The organism is Streptomyces sp. NPDC014907 (assembly GCF_055562975.1).
The window spans coordinates 28,732-45,259 of record NZ_JBVHEG010000002.1 but is presented as its reverse complement, the minus strand read 5'-3'; the positions used below and the strand labels follow the sequence as shown (position 1 = coordinate 45,259).

Sequence of the window (16,528 nt, the reverse complement as noted above, 5' to 3'; positions counted from 1 at the left end):
CGCCCCGCCCCGCCCCCCCCCCCCCCCCCCCCCCCCCCCCCCCCCCCGCCCCGCCCGCCCCCCCCCCCCCCCCCCCCCCCCCCCCCCCCCCCCCCCCCCCCCCCGGCGACATCGACGGGGGACCCTTCCATGACCGCGCCCACGACCGCGCCCGTGCCCACGCCCCGCGAGCGGCTCGCCGACGCCCGGCTCTACCTGTGCACCGACGCCCGCAGGCGCCAGGGCGACCTCCCGGACTTCCTCGACGCCGTGCTCTCCTCCGGCGTGGACGTCGTGCAGCTGCGCGACAAGGGCATGGAGGCCGCCGAGGAGCTGGAGCACCTCGCCGTCCTCGCCGACGCCGCCCGCCGGCACGGCAGGCTCCTCGCCGTGAACGACCGGGCCGACGTCGCCCACGCCATCGGCTCCGACGTCCTCCACCTCGGCCAGGGCGACCTGCCCGTCCCCGCCGCCCGGGCGATCCTCGGCGACGGGGTCCTGATCGGCCGTTCCTGCCACGCCGGGGCGGAGGTGGACGCGGCGGCCGCCGAGCCGGGCGTGGACTACTTCTGCACCGGGCCCTGCTGGCCCACCCCCACCAAGCCCGGACGGCACGCGCCGGGACTCGGCCTCGTGCGGTACGCGGCCGGCCTGGCCCAGGACCGGCCCTGGTTCGCGATCGGCGGCATCGACGAGAAGAACCTGGACGAGGTCCTGGACGCGGGCGCCCGGCGGATCGTCGTCGTCCGGGCGATCACCGAGGCCGACGACCCGGCCGCCGCGACCGCCGCCCTCGCCCGGAGGGTCCGGGAGCGCGCGGACGCCTGAGACCGGCCGGAGGACCCGGGGCCGGCGGGGGAGCGGTCCTCCGGGGCCGGACGGGGCCGGGCACGCCCGGACCGGCCGGCCGGGGCACCTCCCCGTGATCTCCGGGAGCGGTTCCCGGGCCCCGCCGCGTGTCCGAAAAGCTGTCCAGCACTCGGACGCCGGGTACGCGGCCCGTCGCCCCGCGTCTAACCTGCCCGTATGGCCCTTGGTACCGCTTCCGTCCGTTCGGACCGCGCGCGCACGGTCCGCGAGATCCTCGCCTCCGGCGGCACGTCGTACTCCTTCGAGTTCTACGCGCCCCGGACCGAGAAGGGCGAGCGGGCCCTGTGGAACACCATGCGCCGCGTCGAGGCGGTCGGCCCCAGCTTCGTCTCCGTGACCTACGGCGCCGGCGGCTCCACCCGGGGCGGCACCGTCAAGGCCACCCAGAAGATCGCCTCCGACACCACGCTCACCCCCGTCGCGCACCTCACCGCCGTCGACCACTCCGTCGCCGAACTGCGCAACGTCCTGGGCCAGTACGCCGACGCCGGCATCCGCAACATGCTCGCCGTCCGCGGCGACCCGCCCGGCGACCCGCTGGGCGAGTGGGTCGAGCACCCGGAGGGGGTCCGGTACGCCGCCGACCTGGTCCGGCTGATCAAGGAGTCGGGAGACTTCTGCGTCGGCGTCGCCGCCTTCCCCGAGATGCACCCCCGCTCCACCGACTGGGACACGGACATCCGGCACTTCGTGGACAAGTGCCGCGCGGGCGCGGACTACGCCATCACCCAGATGTTCTTCGACCCGGAGAACTACCTGCGGTTCCGCGACAGCGTGGTGAAGACGGGCTGCGAGACCCCGATCATCCCCGAGGTCATGCCCGTCGTGAACGTGAAGACCCTCGGCCGGCTGCCCCAGTTGAGCAACGCCGCCTTCCCGGCGCGCGTGAAAGACCGCATCCACGCCGTCAAGGACGATCCCGCCGCTGTACGCTCCATCGGTATCGAGTTCGCGACGGAGTTCTGCGCGCGTCTGCTGTCCGAGGGCGTCCCCGGGCTGCACTTCATCACGCTCAACAACTCCACCGCGACGCTCGAGATCTACGAGAATCTCGGACTGCACCAGCAGTCGTGACCGGTCGTACCCGCCCCGACCCGCGGCGGTGACCGTGGAGAGGGGCGGCGGGGCATGGGGTGGACGGTCCTCTACATCGCGTTCGGCGTGGTCGCGCTGTGGCTGCTGGGGGAGGTGCTCCTCCAGTACAAGGCGCGGCTGCGCTGGCGCCTGCTCGCCTTCGCCGGCTTCCTCGGCGTGGTCCTCGGCGTCCTGATGCCGTCGGTCCCGGTGATCATCGCCGGCGCGGTCGCCTTCGCCGCCGGCCAGACCTGTGTGACGCTCTCGTTCCGCCGCGGCTTCTCCACGGGCTGGGCGATCGGCGGCAACCCCGGCGCGAGCCGCCGCCGCAGGTCCGGCGCGCCGGCCCAGGCCGGCCCCACCCTGGAGGTCACCGGCCTCTCGTACGGCACGGAGGACGAGGGGGGCGCCGGCCACGGTCCCGGGACGCGCCCGGAGACGGCCGTCGAGACCACGATGGTCCACGAGCCCCTGCCGGCGCCCGACGGCACCGGCGGGTACGCGAGCCACGAGACCGGCGGGGGGACCGGCCACCACGCCGGGGCCGCCGCCGGACACGACCCCTACGGCCCCGCCCACGACCCCTACGGGCCGGAGTACGCGCCGGAGCACGGGACCGGGTACGACCCCGGGTACGAGCAGCCCGTCCACCCGCAGCAGGCCTACGACTACGGCGGCGCCGGACAGCAGCAGTACGCCGCCTACTCCGACCCGTACATCGGCCCGGGCACGGACGGCCAGCAGTACACCTCGTACTACGGCGACCCCTACGCGCCCTCGTACGCCTACGACACCCCGCCCGGCGGGGTCTGGGTCCCGCAGCAGCGCGACACCGAGCCGGCCCCGCAGCAGGCCCCCGGCCCGTACGGCCACGAGCCGCACCCGGACGACCGGGAGTACCGCCACTGAGGCGTACGGGACCTCCGCGGCCTCATCGGGAGCCGCGGAAGTCCGCCCCCTCCACGATCAGCCCCGCCACCAGCGCGCCCGACATGCCCGCGTGGGCGAGCCCGCCGCCCGGGTGCGACCAGCCGCCCGCGAGGAAGAGCCCGGGGAGCGGCGCGCGGTTGCCGGCCGGGAGCAGCCGGCCCCCGGCCCCGGCGAGCGCCGGCCCCGGCACCTCGGCCGAACCGGTGTCCCGCCGCACGTCCTCGGGGGTGCGGACGTGCCGCCACAGCAGCCGCTCGCGCAGCTCCGGCACCGCGCTCCCGGCCGCCTCCACCATCCGGTCGGCAAAGGGCTCCCAGTCCTGGCGGGACCCCCCGGTCCGCACGGTCGCCGTGACCGTCACCGCCTCGTGGTCCGCGTCCGGCCGCAGCGCCGGGTCGTCCGGCCGCAGCACGGTCACCGTGGGCCGGGCGCCCTCCGCGTGCACGACGGTCCGGTGGACCGCGTCCGCCTCCCGCGCTCCGCGCAGGGCCAGACAGACCGTCACCCGGCCGGTGCCGAGCACCTGGTGGCGCGGCGGGCCGTCGCCCCGCTCCCCCGCGACGGCGTGCTCGCGGCGGAGCGCGGACACCGGGGCCCCGGAGACCACGTGGTCGGCCGGGACCTCCTCGCCCCCGGCCAGCCGGACGCCGGCCGCCCGGCCGTCCTCCTCCAGGACGTCCTCCACCGGCGCGCCGAAGACGAACTCCACCCGCCGCTTCCGGCACCGCTCGTACACGGCGTCGGCGAGTGCCCGCAGGCCCCCGGCCACGTACCAGCTCCCGAAGGTCTGCTCCATGTACGGCAGGACGGCGGCCGAGGCCGGGGCGCCGGCCGGGTCGAAGCCGTAGGACCACGCGTACGCGTCGAGCAGGGCGGCGAGCCGGGGATCGCGCAACTCCCGCTTCCCCACCTGTGCCAGCGTCGTCGTCGGGCGGCGCAGCAGGCCCGCCTTCGGGGCCGGGTACGGTTCGCGGGCGAGCGGCGCCGGGTCGGCCGGCTGCGGCTCCTCCAGGAGCGGCCGGCGGGTGCGGTCCCAGGCCTCGCGGGCCCGCGTCAGGAAGTCGCCCCACCGCTCGCCCGCGCCCGCGCCGAGCGCCGCGTCCAGGGCGGCGACCGTGCCGGCCCGGGAGGCGTTCGGCAGGTCCACGCGCGTACCGTCGGCGAAGACGTGACGGGCCGCCGGATCGACCTGCGTCAGCGCGACGCACTCCTCCAGGGGCTCCTTGCCCGTCTTCACGAACAGGTCGCGGTACACGGCGGGCAGGTGCAGCAGCCCCGGGCCCGTGTCGAAGGCGAACCCGTCCCGCTCGAAGCGGCCGACCGCGCCGCCGTACGTCGCGCCCCGCTCGTACACCGTCACCCGGTGGCCCGCCACGGCCAGCCGGGCCGCCGCCGCCATGGCGCCGAGTCCCGCGCCGATCACCACAATCCGTGCCATGACGGCGAGCCTATCCGGCCCCCGCGACACCACCGGCCGCGCGGGGAGGGGTCAGGGGAGGGACGGCCCGCCGGGCGGCGGGGGGCCTCCCCGGGCCGCGAGCCTCCTCTCCTCCCGGCGCTGTGACCCGCGGCGCAGAAAGCGGCGGATGCGCCGGGCGAGGAAGACCACGACGACCAGGCCGAGCAGGAGCAGGGCGCCAGCGACGGCCGCCGCCGCCACCGGGTGGAAGAGCGCGAAGGTGACGAGCGCGGCGACCCCCAGGTCCTCCGCCAGGCTCAGCGCGATGTTCGAGAACGGTTCCGGCGAGGTGTTGACCGCCATCCGCGTACCCGCTTTGACCACGTGGCTGAGCAGGGCCGTCGAGCCGCCGACCGCGCCCGCCGCCAGCTCCGGCAGCGATCCGTCCTGCCCGGCGAGGAGGGCGCCGACGACGGCCCCCGCGACCGGCCGGATCACGGTGTGGACGGAGTCCCACGCCGAGTCGACGTACGGGATCTTGTCCGCCACCGCCTCGCACAGGAACAGCACGCCCGCGACGACGAGGACGTCGGTGCGCTGCAAGGAGCCGGGCACCTCGTCGGTCAGCCCGGCCGCGCCGAGGACGCCGAGCAGCAGGACCACCGCGTACGCGTTGATCCCGCTGGCCCAGCCGCTGGTGAACACCAGGGGGAGTACGGACACGCCCGCGATCGTAACCAGGACTGAGTACCCGTACCTAGGCGGCGGGATGAGTAGGCGCGCGGATGGGCCCGGCACGGTCCGGACGGAAGAGTGGGGCCCACGGAAAAGGGGCGCGGCCCCGGACCGCCGGCACGGGGCGGCGGAACGGGACCGCGCACCCGCACCGGTACGGGGGTGCGTGAGAAGGCCGGTGCGGCGAGGCTCGGGGGGATCGAGCTTCGCCGCACCGGCCCTTTCGCGTCCCGCGCGCGTGCGCCCCGCGTCAGCGGCCGCCCACCCGGCCGTGGAGGAGGCGGGAGAGCGCCGCGTGGACGTCGTCGAGCGAACGCCCGCTCTGGAAGGCCTGCCAGTCGAGGGCCGCCACGAGGACCATGCCCACGAGGGCCGCCGCCGTCAGCTGGACGTCGATCTCCTCGTTCAGCTCCCCGGCCTCGATCCCCTCGCGCAGGACGCCCTCGACCACCGCGACCGCCTCCTGGCGGACCACCAGGAGCGTGGAGTTCCACGCCCGGTTGGTGCGCCACAGCTCGGCCACGTACAGCTGGGTGAAGGCCGGGTAGCGGTCGATGAAGACCAGGCCCGCCCGGATCATCGCGTCCAGCGCGTCGACCCGGCTCCCGCCGCGCGCGGCGGTCTCCTCGGCCGCCGTGCGCAGGGAGGCGGCGAGCAGCGACACCCCGTGCCGCAGCAGTTCCTCGAAGAGCTCGGTCTTGCTCTTGAAGTTGTAGTAGACCGTGCCCTTGGCCACGCCCGCCCGCTCGGCGATCTCGTCCACCGTCGTCGCGGAGAAGCCCTGTTCCGCGATGAGGGTGACGGCCGCCTCGTAGAGCTTCGCGCGCGTGGCCCGGCGTCGGGTGCTGCTGCTGTCCATGGGGTCGATTCTCACAGGTGTGACGGGCGGCACCGGCCGCGCCTCACAGGCTCAGTTCGGGATGGAGCCGGTCCAGCGTCCAGACCTGCCGCCTGCGGGCCGAGACGGCCGTGAGGGCCAGGGCGCCCGCGGTGAACGCGGCCAGGACCGCGCAGGCCTGCCAAACGGGCCCGGTCCCGCCTCCCGTGATCAGCCGGCGCAGCGCCTCGACCACGTAGGTCATCGGCAGGAAGGAGTGGACGGCGTTGAAGAAGGCCGGACTGGTCTGTACGGGGTACGTGCCGCCCGCCGAGGTGAGCTGGAGCATCAGGAGCGCGAGCACCAGGATGCGTCCCGCCGCGCCGAAACGGGCGTTGAGCCACTGCACGATCGCGGTGAAGCAGCAGGTGACCAGGGTGAGGAAGCCGACCGTGCCGGCGGCCCGCGCCATCTGGAGGCCCAGCCCCCAGTGCAGCACCGACATCAGGGCCGCGACCTGGAGGACGCCGATCGCCGCCACCGGCAGCCAGCCCGCGAGGGCGATCCGCCAGGCCGAACCGCCCGCCGCGAGGGCGCGCCGGTTCAGCGGCTGGATGATCATGTACGCGACCATCGCGCCGACCCAGAGGGAGAGCGGGATGAAGTACGGGGCGAAACCGGTGCCGTAGTTCGGCGCCTTGTGCATCGACTGGGAGGCGAGCCGCACCGGGTCGGCCATGACCTCCGTGCGCCGGTCGCGGTCCTGCTGGTCGTAGTCCGGTATCCGGCCGACGCCGTCGCGCAGCCCGCCCGCCAGCTCCCCGGAACCGTCGGCCAGCTTGAACAGGCCGCCGTCCAGGTCGGTCGCGCCCTTCTTGAGCTTGCCGATCCCGGTGTCGAGCCTCACCGAACCGCTCTTCGCCCCGGTGATGCCGGTGTGCAGCTTGTCCGCGCCCGCCGCGACCTTCTTGGCGCCCGCGTTGAGCTCGTTGATCTTCCGGACGGCGCCCTCGACGTCCTCGTCCAGGTGCGGTGCGCGGGCGGCCAGCTCGTCGGCCTGCTTCTTGAGCGTGACGAGCCGCGCGTCCAGGACCTTCAGGTCGCCCTTGCTGTCCTTGGTCAGCTCGTGCACGTCGTCCGCGACGGTCGCCACGTCGCCGGCGGTGACCGCGGCCCTCTTCAGGACCTCGCACGCCCGGGCGTCCGGCTCCGGGTTCTCCACGCACGCCTCGCGGTGCAGCGCGGCCATGTCGGTGTCGGCCTTGTGGGCGGCGGTGCGGACCAGCGGGGCCCGCTTGGCCAGGACGTCGAGGTTGTGGCGGACGGCGGTGGCCGAGTCGGAGACCAGCCGGGCCGTGTCGCGGATCGACCTGCCGTTGTCCGCCAGGTAGGGACGGACCTTGTCGGCGGTGCCGTTCACCTTGTCGGCGAGGGCCTGGGTGCCGTCGGCGACCTTGCGGGAACCGTTCTCCAGGTCCTTGGCGCCCTTGTCGAGCTTCTTCAGGCCGGCGGCCAGGTCACCGCTGCCGGTCTTGGCGTTCACGAGGCCGTTCTCCAGGCTCTCGGAGCCCTTCTTCGCCTTGTCCACGCCCCGCTTCAGGTCGGCCGCGCCCGCGGCGGCCTTCTCGGTGGCGTCGTGGATGTCGGAGAAGGAGATGAAGATCTTGTCGAGGAAGGAGCGCGAGGACTTGGCCGAGGCCGCGCTGCGCACCTCGGCGAAGACCGTCCGGGATATCTGGCCGACGATGTAGTTGTTGGCGTCGTTCGTCCGCACCCGCAGGGCCCCGGTCTCGGGGGAGTCGCCGGAGCTGGAGGCGATGCGGGAGCTGAGGTCGCCGGGCATCGTCAGGGACAGGTAGTACTTCCCGTCCTCGACGCCCCGGCGCGCCTCGGCGTCGCTCACCCGGTGCCACTCGAAGGTCCCGCTCTCCAGGAGGCCCTTCGTGAGCTCGTCGCCGGCGTTGATCCTCCGGCCGTCGGCGACGGCCCCCCGGTCCTCGTTGACGAGGGCCACGGGAATCCTGTCGAGCCTGCTGTACGGGTCCCAGAACGAGTACAGGTAGAGGGCGCCGTAGAGCAGGGGCAGCAGCAGGATCGCGACGAGCGCGGCGCGCGGCAGCTTCCCCCTGCCGAAGCGCCTCAGCTCAAGCGCGGCCAGTTTCGGCGAGCGCATCGGCCGCCCCCTCCTCGGTCGTGGACGCGGTGGTGTCCGTTTCGGCGTGGTCGGTTCCGGTGGCGGCGGCCCGGACGGTCGCGGTTTTCGCGTCGCCGGTGCCGGTGGACTCGGTGTCGGCGGGCTCGGTGCCTGCGGGCTCGGCTCCGGAGGGCTTGGCGCCGGAGGGCTTGACGCCGGCCGGCCCGGACTCCGCGCCGCCGGTGCCCGCGGTGCCGGCGGGCCTGCTCTCCGCCCCGCCGGTCCCGGTGCCGGGGGCTCCCGCGTCGCCGGTCCCGGTGCCGCCGGCCGCGGGCTCCTCCGCGTGTTCCTCCGGGGTCTCCTCCTCCCGCACGGGAAGGGTGCGGACCCGCAGGACGTCCGCGGGGGACTCGCTGCAGACGGCGAGGACGGTCGTCCCGGACGCGGCCAGGGAGCGCAGGAGCTCCCAGGCCCCGGCCCGGTCGGCGTCCGAGAGCTTCAGGTCGAGGTCGTCCACGGCGAGCAGCCGGGGGCGGCCGATCAGGGCGAGGGCGAGGGAGAGCCGCAGCGCCGCCGGCCGCTCCAGGTCCCGCACGGCGGTCCGCCCGCCCTTCGGCAGGGCGTCGAGGTCGAGCCCCGCGGCGGCCACGGCCTCCGCGATCCGGGCCCGGGCCTCCGCCGCCCGCGTACCGGGACGCCGCAGGAGCGCCCGTACGGAACCGTCGAAGCGGCGCTGGAGCAGGGCCCGCTCGCGCAGGTGCTCGGCGACCGTGAGGGCGGGGTCCAGCTCGCTGACGCCGAACACCTGGCCCAGCGCGCTGATCCGGCGCACCGCGGCCATCTTCCGGGGCAGCGGGAGACCGCCGACCTCGGCGTGCCCCTCCGACGCCTTCATCCGGCCGGTGAGCGCGAGGAGCAGACAGGTGCGCCCCGAACCCGACGGGCCCTCGATCGCCACCAGCGCGCCCGGCTCCGCCCGGAAGGAGACCTCCCGGAAGGCCCAGCCCCGGGGCCCCTTCACTCCGAAGCCGTCCGCGACGACTGCGGCGCCGTGCGGCGGCCGCCCGGTTTCCGTGTCCACGGACCCACCCCCTTCCCCATTTTTGAACTGACCAGTCAGTGCAAAATTTACCCCTGAGCCAGAACCTTCGCAAAAGAGCAGGTCAGCGTGATTGTCAGTGGGGGTGGGCACCATGAACACATACGGCAGCAGTGCCGTCACGCGACGACAGGAGGCTCGTCATGGCACGTCCATCCGCAGCAGCCACGCCCCGGCGCCACCACGTCCCCGCGCACTCCGGGCCCGCGTCCGACATCCACCCCGTCTCCCGCCGCACCGCCGCCCCGCCCGCCGCCCTCGACCTCCTCGCCAAGGCCCGCGCCGGGCTCGACGAGGCCGCCGCCCTCGACCGTCCCCACGAGCGGTACGCCACCGCCCACCTCGCCGCCCTGCGCGCCGCGGCCGCCGTGCTCGCCGCCCGCGGCAGACCCGAGAGCGGCTCCCACCGCCGGGAGCGGATACGGAGCGCCTGGGAGCTCCTGGCCGAGCTGGCGCCCGAGCTGGCCGAGTGGAGCGACCACTTCGCCGCCGGCGCGCCGCGCAGGGCCCGCGCCGAGGCGGGCATCACGAGCGCCGCCACCCCGAGGGAGGCCGAGGACCTCCTCCGGGACGCCGCGCACTTCCTGCGCCTGGTCGAGCGGCTCCTCTCCCTCCGGCCGGTGCGGCCCCGCGGCCCCGCCGGCGGCGGAACGGAAGGATGATCCGAAAGGCGGGACCGAGGCCATAGGGTGGGGAGGGTCCGTACCCGTCACCGAGGAGTCAACAGCCGTGCCGGACCCTTCCCCCGCCTTCGGACGCGAGGCGACCTCACGCCCGTCGCGCGCCTCCCTGCGCACCGCCGTCGTCTGGGACGTCCTCAAGGACGCCCTGGACCGCCGGGTCGAGGCCACCGGGAAAGACGTCCTCGACGTCCTCGACACGGGCGGCGGCTCCGGGAACTTCGCGGTGCCGGTGGCCCGCCTCGGCCACCGGGTCACCGTCGTCGACCCCAGCCCCAACGCCCTCTTCGCGCTGGAGCGCCGGGCCGCCGAGGCCGGGGTCGCCGACCTCGTGACCGGAGTCCAGGGAGACGCCCGCGGCCTCTTCGACGTGGTCGGGCGCGAGGGGTACGACGCCGTGCTCTGCCACGGCGTCCTGGAGTACGTGGACGACCCCGCCGAGGGCGTGCGGAACGCGGTCGCCGCGCTCCGTCCCGGCGGCAGCCTCAGCCTGCTCGCCGCCGGAGTCGGCGGCGCCGTCCTGGCCCGCGCCCTCGCCGGGCACTTCACCGAGGCCCGGCACGCGCTCACCGATCCGGCGGGCCGCTGGGGCGCGGGCGACCCCGTGCCCCGGCGCTTCACCGCCGAACAGCTCGCCGGACTGGCCACCGGGGCCGGGCTGGACGTCGGCGCCGTGCACGGCGTCCGGATCTTCGCGGACCTCGTCCCCGGCGTCCTCGTGGACACCGAGCCGGACGCCGCCGAGGCCCTCCTCAGGCTGGAGGCCGCCGCCGCCGAGCTGCCCGCCTTCCACGCCGTCGCCACCCAGTTGCACGTTCTCGGCGAGAAGCGGGCCTGAGCAGGGGCCACCCGTCCGGCGGTGCGGGCCACCGTGCTCCATGGAGTACGCCACAGCCCGCCCGGCACGGCCTCCGGCCCCGTATGATCGAGGGACACCATCCGGCATGACGGACCGGGGGCCGGGGAATCAACGCCTCAGCGACCGGTCCTCACGGCGGCCCGGATCGGTTGCACGATTGGCTACTCGGCATTGTGGGCGGGTTTCACGGGGGCGATTCCCTGCCTATTCTGAAAGGGCCGCATACCGGTCGCCCCCGCGACCGACGACTAGGAGGACTCCGTGCCGCTCTCGGAGCACGAGCAGCGAATGCTCGAGCAGATGGAGCGAGCGCTGTACGCCGAAGACCCCAAGTTCGCGACAGCGCTCGAGGGAAGCGGACTGCGTACGTACACCCGGCGACGGGTCTACCAGGCAGTCGCCGGCTTCCTGGTGGGTATCGCGCTCCTCATGGCCGGAATGGTCGCACAGCAGACCTTGATCGGCGTGATGGGATTCCTCATCATGCTGGGCTGCGCGGTCCTGGCGGTCACCGGCTGGCGCAGGGCGCCGAAGCCGGGCGAGCAGCAGGCCGGGGCTGGAACGGCGGCCGTCGGCCGCCGGACCCGGCAGCGACGCTCCATGATGAACCGGATGGAAGAGCGGTGGCAGCGCCGCCGCGACGAACAGCAGGACGGCGGCCACTGACGGCCCCCTGAGCGGCGCCCCCGCTCCTTCCGCACCCGAACCCCGCGAGGCCGCGCACCCGAGCGCACCGGCCCCGCGGGGTTCGAGGTTTTCCGGCCCCCCTCAGTTACCTGTTCCGCACGGGCGGGGAACGGCGGGGGCCGGAGCCCGGAAAGCCCCGGCCCCGACGCCGACGAGCCCGGAGCCGAGGGGGGTCCGGGGGCTCAGGACCGAGGGGGCTGGAGAGCCGGTGCCGGCGAGCCCGGAGCCGAGGAGGTCCGGCCCCGGCCGGGAAGCCCGGCGCCGGTGCCCGGCGGCACCCCGGAGCCGGACCCGGCAGGACCCCGGCCCAACGCCTGGCGGCACCCCAACGCCCCGGTACCCCGATACCGGAGCCCGGCAAGGACCCCGGCACCCCGGCACCGGGCCCGGCAGGACCCCGGCCCGGGGCCCGTTCCCTCAGCCCGTTCCCTGCGGCGCCCGGCGCAGGCGGGACGTCAGCGCGTGGCGGCGGTCCGACCATCCGGCCGCCATCGACGACCGGCGGGCCGAGACCGCCCACCGGACCCGGACCGCCGAGCGCGGGAGGAGGAGGGCGCGCAGGCGGGTGCGGCGGTTCGCCCCCGCGTGGAAGCCCGCCCGGACCCGGGCCGCGTCCTCGGCCAGGCCCGCGGCCGGCCGCGGCCGGGGCGCGTACAGCGCCTCCTCCACCGCCCCCGCCACCCGGCGCACCGCGTCCGCGGCCTCGTCCCGCAGCCCGCCCAGGCGCACGATCCGTTCCGCCGTCCGCCGTGGCGTCCGCGACCCGTCCGGTTCGATCCCGTAGTCCCAGGCGGTGTCGTTGATCTCCCGCCAGACCGCGAGCGTCCGCGCCGCGGTCTCCCCGGCGCCGCGCGTCCCGGCGGAGCCGAGCCGCCGGGCACGGACCCGGGACCGCCAGAGCAGCGGCAGCGACGGCAGGACGAGGAGCAGCAGCGCGGCCAGGGACAGCAGCACCACCGTCAGCGGGTCCGGCCCGGAGCCGCCCGAGGACGCCCCGGCCGCCACCGCCTTCGCGCCGCAGTCGCCGAGCCGCCGCATCTGCGGCGTGCAGCTCTCCGACGCGCTCGGCGCGGCCGACGGCGCCTCCGACGCGGCCGGCCGGGGCTGCGCGGGCCCGGTGGCGGTGCCCGTGGACGTGGTCTCCCGGGCGTACGAGGGGGTGGAGCCCCGGGACGGGGTCGGTTCGAACCGCGTCCAGCCCGCTCCCTCGAAGTACAGCTCGGGCCACGCGTGCGCGTCCCGGATGCCGACCGACACCGATCCGTCGGTCTGGGTCGTGCCCGGCATGAAGCCCACGGCCACCCGGGCCGGGATGCCGAGCGACCGGGCCATCGCCGCCATCGAGAAGGAGAAGTGGACGCAGAAGCCCTGCTTGTCCTTCAGGAAGCGGGAGACCGCCCGCACCCCGGTGCCGGACTCCACGTCGACGTCGTAGCGGAAGCCGCCGTCCCGCGCGAACCAGTCCTGGAGCCGTACGGCCCGCTCGTAGTCGTTGCGCGCGCCCCGGGTGACGCTCAGGGCCGTCGCCCGCACGTCGGGCGGCAGCGACGCGGGCACCCCGGTGTACTCGCGGCGCAGCTTCTCCGGGGCGGCCCCGGCGGCGGCGAGCTGCTCCGCCGTCGGTTCCGTCTCCAGGCTGGTGACCTGGTAGCGGGCGCCCCGGGTGGTCTGCTTGTCGTCGCCGACCAGCATCCGGCCGGCCGGTTCGTAGCGCCAGCGCCCGTCGATGTCGACCCGGGCGGCCGGGTACGGCATCGGCAACCACTTCTGCTCGTACGCGTCGGAGGCGACGAAGTTGGTGGTCACCTCGGTGACCCGGACGCCCTGGGAGAGCCCCTCCGGCCACGGCAGCCGCTCGGGCACGTCCTCGATCGGGCGGACCGAGGACTTCCACGAGACGCCGTCGAACCGGTCGAGCGCGACGAGCCGCAGGTACATGCCGCTGTTGTCGGGGGCGTTGGTCCGGTAGCGCAGGACCTCCCGGTCCTCCTGCTGGCGCAGGTCGTCCTGGAGGGAGACCAGCGGGTTGACGGCGGAGATCGTGCCGCCCCTTCCGGCGCCTCCGGTCCCCTCGCCGTCGCCGGCACCCCCGAGGAGGCCGCCGTCCAGACCGGGCAGCACGAACGGCACCACCAGCGCGACGCCCATGGCCACGGCGCCGATCCGGCGGCCGGTCCGGGTCGGGGCGAAGGACGGGCCGTCGCCGACGGGCGAACCGGGACGGCCGGAACGCCGGACGCCGCCGAAGACCCGCCCCCACTGGGAGAGCCGGTCGCGGCCCTCCGAGAGGAGGAGCAGCAGGTAGCCGGTGGCCGCGAGGAGGAACCAGAGCCATCCCGCGCCGCCGCCGGAGAGGCCGGCCGCCACCGAGTACAGGGCGAGCAGCGGTAGACCGGCCGGCGCCGCCCTGCGGAAGGTGACCGCGAGGGCGTCCACCAGGAACCCGATCACCACCACCCCGCCGACCAGCATGAGCCGGATGCCCTCGGTGTCCGGCGCGGGGACGGCGTACTGGCCGACGTCCTCGGCGCCCGCCCGCAACAGTCCGGCGGCGTGCGCGAACGCCCCCGGTCCGGGGAGCAGCCCGAGCACCGCCCGCTCGCGTGCGAAGATCGCGGTCAGCGCGAGCAGCGCGACGGCGGCCTGGGCGGCCAGGACCGTCCACCGGGCCGACGGCACCCGCCGGACCAGCGTGCCCGTCCCGCTCACCAGGGCGAGCACGAAGGCCGCCGTGAAGATCCAGGTCGCCGGCCTGACCAGCGGGAGCAGGGCCCCGGCCGCCATCAGGGTGGCGGCCCAGGAGGCCAGCGTCAGCCGTGCGAGCCCGCTCATGACCATCCTCCGTAAGGGGTGTCGGCGGCGGTCTCCGCGCGGTCCCCGGCCGCCTGCCGCCACAGATCGGCGAGCCGGGCGCCGGGCGGTACGGCCAGCGCCGTCCAGCCCGCCTCGCGGAGCTGCCGCACCCGGTCCCCGACCGCGCCGGAGACGGAATCGCCGGTGAGCCAGGCGCCGGAGTCCAGGAGGAAGGCGACGGCCGCGCCGGTGCGCTCGCGCATCCGGCCGACCAGGGCGGCCTGCTCCTCGTCGAGATCGCCGAGGAAGGCCACGAGCAGCCCGTCGCCGCCGGCCCGCACCACGTCGGAGGCGCGCGAGAGGCCGGCCCCCTCGGAGTGGTCGATCACCGCGAGGGTGTCCATCATCAGTCCGGCCGAGTCCGCCGGGTCCTGCGCCGGGCCGCCGAAGCCCTCGGAGCCGTCCCCGGGGATCGCGCTGCCGGTGTCCGTGAGGAGCCGGACCGCGTAGCCGCGCTCCAGCATGTGGACGAGCGCGGAGGCGGCGCCGGAGACGGCCCATTCGAAGGCGGATTCGGGGCCCGCGCCCTGGTGGGCGACCTCGCGGGTGTCGAGCAGGACGGTGCAGCGGGCGCGCTGCGGCTGCTCCTCGCGGCGGACCATCAGTTCGCCGTAGCGGGCGGTGGAGCGCCAGTGCACCCGGCGCAGGTCGTCGCCGTGGCGGTAGGCGCGGGGGATGACGTCGTCGTCGCCCGCGAGGGCGAGCGAGCGCTGCTGCCCGTCGCCGTACCCGCCGGCCTGGCCGAAGAGCGCGACCGGCGGCAGGGCCTCGGTCCTGGGCACGACGGTGAGGGTGTCGTACGAGCTGAAGGAGCGGGTCAGCTCGCACAGCCCGAACGGATCGCCCAGCCGCAGCTGGAGCGGTCCGAGCGGGAAGCGGCCGCGCAGGTCGGAGCGGACCCGGTAGGACACCTCGCGCCGCCCGCCCGCCTCGACCCGGTCGAGGACGAAACGGGGGCGGGACCCCAGCATGTAGGGCACGTGGTCCTGGAGCATGAGCAGACCGGTGGGGAGCCGGGAGACGTTCTCCATCCGCAGCCGGACCCGGGCCTCGGCGCCCGCCTCCACCCGCTGGGGCGTGAGCAGGCGCGAGGTCGCGACCCGGTACCGGGTGCGGTGCAGCACGAGGACGCAGAGCAGCGGCAGGACGGCGAGCAGCAGCCCGACGCGCAGCAGGTCGGCCTGGCCGAGCACGTACGCGCAGACGGCGGCGGCCACCCCGGCGGCGAGGAAGGACCGGCCCCGGGTGGTGAGGCCGCCGAGGGAGACCCGCAGCCCGCCCCGGTCGTCCTCGTCCCGCCGCGCGTCCGGCGCGGCGGCGTCCGTCATCACAGCGGCCGGGTGCCGGGCCGCTGCCGGTCGTGGAGCGGGACGGCGGGCGGGGCCGAGGCCGGGACGGGCGTGCGCTGGAGGATGTCGTGGACGACCTGCTCGGCGGTCCGGCGGTTCAGCCGGGCCTGCGCCGTCGGCAGCAGCCGGTGGGCGAGGACGGGCGCGGCGAGGGCCTGGAGGTCGTCCGGCAGGACGTACTCGCGCCCGTCGAGCGCGGCGGAGGCCCGGGCGGCCCGCAGCAGGTGGAGGGTGGCCCGGGGGGAGGCGCCGAGCCGCAGGTCGGGGTGGGCGCGGGTGGCGGCGACGAGGTCGACCGCGTACCGGCGCACGGCGTCGGCGACGTGCACCGCGCGCACCGCCTCGATCAGCTTGAGCACGTCGTGGGCGTGGGCCACCGGCCGCAGGTCGTCCAGGGGGGAGACCGAACCGTGCGCGTCGAGCATCCGGAACTCGGCCTCGGCGCTCGGGTAGCCGATGGAGACCCGGGCCATGAAGCGGTCGCGCTGGGCTTCGGGCAGCGGGTAGGTGCCCTCCATCTCGACCGGGTTCTGGGTGGCGACGACCATGAACGGGCTGGGCAGCTCGTACGTCCGGCCGTCGATGGTGACCTGCCGCTCCTCCATGGACTCCAGGAGCGCGGACTGGGTCTTCGGCGAGGCGCGGTTGATCTCGTCGCCGATCACGATCTGGGCGAAGATCGCGCCGGGCTTGAACTCGAACTCCCGCCGCTGCTGGTCGAAGACCGACACGCCCGTGACGTCCGAGGGCAGCAGGTCGGGGGTGAACTGGATGCGGCGCACCGAGCAGTCGATGGACCGGGCCAGCGTCTTGGCCAGCATGGTCTTGCCGACGCCGGGGACATCCTCGATCAGGAGGTGTCCCTCGGCGAGCAGCACGGTCAGCGAAAGCCGTACGACCTCGGGCTTGCCCTCGATCACGCTCTCCACCGACCTGCGGACCCGCTCCGCGGTGGTGGTCAGATCAGTGAGGCTCGCTCGATCGTCATAGGTCGTCACCCGGCCCTCCTCGGCCTTCCGGAACACACGGACACCTGCCCCCGGAGGGATCTTCGGGGGGCGTC

Annotated in this window: 14 protein-coding genes; 6 read left to right on the top strand and 8 right to left on the bottom strand. The window is 75.4% G+C overall.

Annotation, left to right across the window (positions count from 1 at the left end):
• Positions 1-129: 129 nt before the first annotated feature.
• From thiE to ACZ3IL_RS05575, 3 genes are all read left to right on the top strand, one after another.
• A complete protein-coding gene (thiE, locus tag ACZ3IL_RS05585) occupies positions 130-807 on the top strand; it encodes a thiamine phosphate synthase (protein ID WP_467386923.1) in 678 nt (225 codons plus the stop codon).
• 198 nt (positions 808-1,005) lie between these two features.
• The gene (metF, locus tag ACZ3IL_RS05580; RefSeq protein ID WP_467386921.1) at positions 1,006-1,923 is read left to right on the top strand and encodes a methylenetetrahydrofolate reductase [NAD(P)H]; all 918 of its coding nucleotides are present in this window, start codon (positions 1,006-1,008) and stop codon (positions 1,921-1,923) included.
• A 54-nt stretch (positions 1,924-1,977) separates the two neighbouring features.
• The gene (locus ACZ3IL_RS05575; protein WP_467386919.1) at positions 1,978-2,832 is read left to right on the top strand and encodes a hypothetical protein; all 855 of its coding nucleotides are present in this window, start codon (positions 1,978-1,980) and stop codon (positions 2,830-2,832) included.
• A 22-nt stretch (positions 2,833-2,854) separates the two neighbouring features.
• On the opposite strand, the gene ACZ3IL_RS05570 is transcribed toward ACZ3IL_RS05575, so the two are convergent.
• The 5 genes from ACZ3IL_RS05570 to ACZ3IL_RS05550 all read right to left on the bottom strand — a co-directional run bounded on the left by ACZ3IL_RS05570 (position 2,855) and on the right by ACZ3IL_RS05550 (position 9,019).
• Positions 2,855-4,291: a phytoene desaturase family protein gene (locus ACZ3IL_RS05570; protein ID WP_467386917.1), complete on the bottom strand. Its 1,437-nt coding sequence runs from the start codon at positions 4,289-4,291 to the stop codon at positions 2,855-2,857.
• Between the two features lie 51 nt (positions 4,292-4,342).
• The gene (locus tag ACZ3IL_RS05565) at positions 4,343-4,975 is read right to left on the bottom strand and encodes a DUF4126 domain-containing protein (protein ID WP_467386915.1); all 633 of its coding nucleotides are present in this window, start codon (positions 4,973-4,975) and stop codon (positions 4,343-4,345) included.
• 262 nt (positions 4,976-5,237) lie between these two features.
• Positions 5,238-5,846, bottom strand: coding sequence for a TetR/AcrR family transcriptional regulator (locus ACZ3IL_RS05560; RefSeq protein WP_467386913.1), 609 nt, complete (start codon positions 5,844-5,846; stop codon positions 5,238-5,240).
• A gap of 43 nt (positions 5,847-5,889) precedes the next feature.
• On the bottom strand, positions 5,890-7,977 hold the full coding sequence (locus ACZ3IL_RS05555) for a YhgE/Pip family protein (RefSeq protein WP_467386911.1): 2,088 nt from the start codon (positions 7,975-7,977) through the stop codon (positions 5,890-5,892).
• The gene (locus ACZ3IL_RS05550) at positions 7,949-9,019 is read right to left on the bottom strand and encodes an ATP-binding cassette domain-containing protein (RefSeq protein WP_467386909.1); all 1,071 of its coding nucleotides are present in this window, start codon (positions 9,017-9,019) and stop codon (positions 7,949-7,951) included. The genes ACZ3IL_RS05555 and ACZ3IL_RS05550 overlap by 29 nt, the downstream gene beginning before the upstream one ends.
• Before the next feature lie 161 nt (positions 9,020-9,180).
• Between ACZ3IL_RS05550 and ACZ3IL_RS05545 the strand changes: the two genes are divergently transcribed.
• From ACZ3IL_RS05545 to ACZ3IL_RS05535, 3 genes are all read left to right on the top strand, one after another.
• Complete coding sequence (locus ACZ3IL_RS05545) at positions 9,181-9,699, top strand: SAV_6107 family HEPN domain-containing protein (RefSeq protein ID WP_467386907.1); 519 nt, start codon at positions 9,181-9,183, stop codon at positions 9,697-9,699.
• Between the two features lie 67 nt (positions 9,700-9,766).
• A complete protein-coding gene (locus ACZ3IL_RS05540) occupies positions 9,767-10,555 on the top strand; it encodes a class I SAM-dependent methyltransferase (protein ID WP_467386905.1) in 789 nt (262 codons plus the stop codon).
• 282 nt (positions 10,556-10,837) lie between these two features.
• Positions 10,838-11,242: a DUF3040 domain-containing protein gene (locus tag ACZ3IL_RS05535; protein ID WP_467386903.1), complete on the top strand. Its 405-nt coding sequence runs from the start codon at positions 10,838-10,840 to the stop codon at positions 11,240-11,242.
• Between the two features lie 438 nt (positions 11,243-11,680).
• On the opposite strand, the gene ACZ3IL_RS05530 is transcribed toward ACZ3IL_RS05535, so the two are convergent.
• The 3 genes from ACZ3IL_RS05530 to ACZ3IL_RS05520 are packed head-to-tail and all read right to left on the bottom strand — an operon-like array spanning position 11,681 to position 16,463.
• Positions 11,681-14,095, bottom strand: coding sequence for a transglutaminase TgpA family protein (locus ACZ3IL_RS05530; RefSeq protein ID WP_467386901.1), 2,415 nt, complete (start codon positions 14,093-14,095; stop codon positions 11,681-11,683).
• The gene (locus ACZ3IL_RS05525; RefSeq protein ID WP_467388163.1) at positions 14,092-15,444 is read right to left on the bottom strand and encodes a DUF58 domain-containing protein; all 1,353 of its coding nucleotides are present in this window, start codon (positions 15,442-15,444) and stop codon (positions 14,092-14,094) included. Before ACZ3IL_RS05525 ends, ACZ3IL_RS05530 begins: the two co-directional genes overlap by 4 nt.
• Entirely contained in the window at positions 15,444-16,463 is a 1,020-nt protein-coding gene (locus tag ACZ3IL_RS05520) for an AAA family ATPase (protein ID WP_467386899.1), read from the bottom strand. The genes ACZ3IL_RS05525 and ACZ3IL_RS05520 overlap by 1 nt, the downstream gene beginning before the upstream one ends.
• Positions 16,464-16,528: the final 65 nt, after the last annotated feature.

What these genes read in the sequence shown, in the direction of transcription:
- ACZ3IL_RS05570 (WP_467386917.1), bottom strand. Translation starts at nt 4,291, where the DNA reads ATGGCACGGATTGTGGTGATCGGCGCGGGACTCGGCGCCATGGCGGCG.
- metF (WP_467386921.1), top strand. Translation starts at nt 1,006, where the DNA reads ATGGCCCTTGGTACCGCTTCCGTCCGTTCGGACCGCGCGCGCACGGTC.
- ACZ3IL_RS05525 (WP_467388163.1), bottom strand. Translation starts at nt 15,444, where the DNA reads ATGACGGACGCCGCCGCGCCGGACGCGCGGCGGGACGAGGACGACCGG.
- ACZ3IL_RS05530 (WP_467386901.1), bottom strand. Translation starts at nt 14,095, where the DNA reads ATGAGCGGGCTCGCACGGCTGACGCTGGCCTCCTGGGCCGCCACCCTG.
- ACZ3IL_RS05555 (WP_467386911.1), bottom strand. Translation starts at nt 7,977, where the DNA reads ATGCGCTCGCCGAAACTGGCCGCGCTTGAGCTGAGGCGCTTCGGCAGG.
- ACZ3IL_RS05575 (WP_467386919.1), top strand. Translation starts at nt 1,978, where the DNA reads ATGGGGTGGACGGTCCTCTACATCGCGTTCGGCGTGGTCGCGCTGTGG.
- ACZ3IL_RS05560 (WP_467386913.1), bottom strand. Translation starts at nt 5,846, where the DNA reads ATGGACAGCAGCAGCACCCGACGCCGGGCCACGCGCGCGAAGCTCTAC.
- ACZ3IL_RS05545 (WP_467386907.1), top strand. Translation starts at nt 9,181, where the DNA reads ATGGCACGTCCATCCGCAGCAGCCACGCCCCGGCGCCACCACGTCCCC.
- thiE (WP_467386923.1), top strand. Translation starts at nt 130, where the DNA reads ATGACCGCGCCCACGACCGCGCCCGTGCCCACGCCCCGCGAGCGGCTC.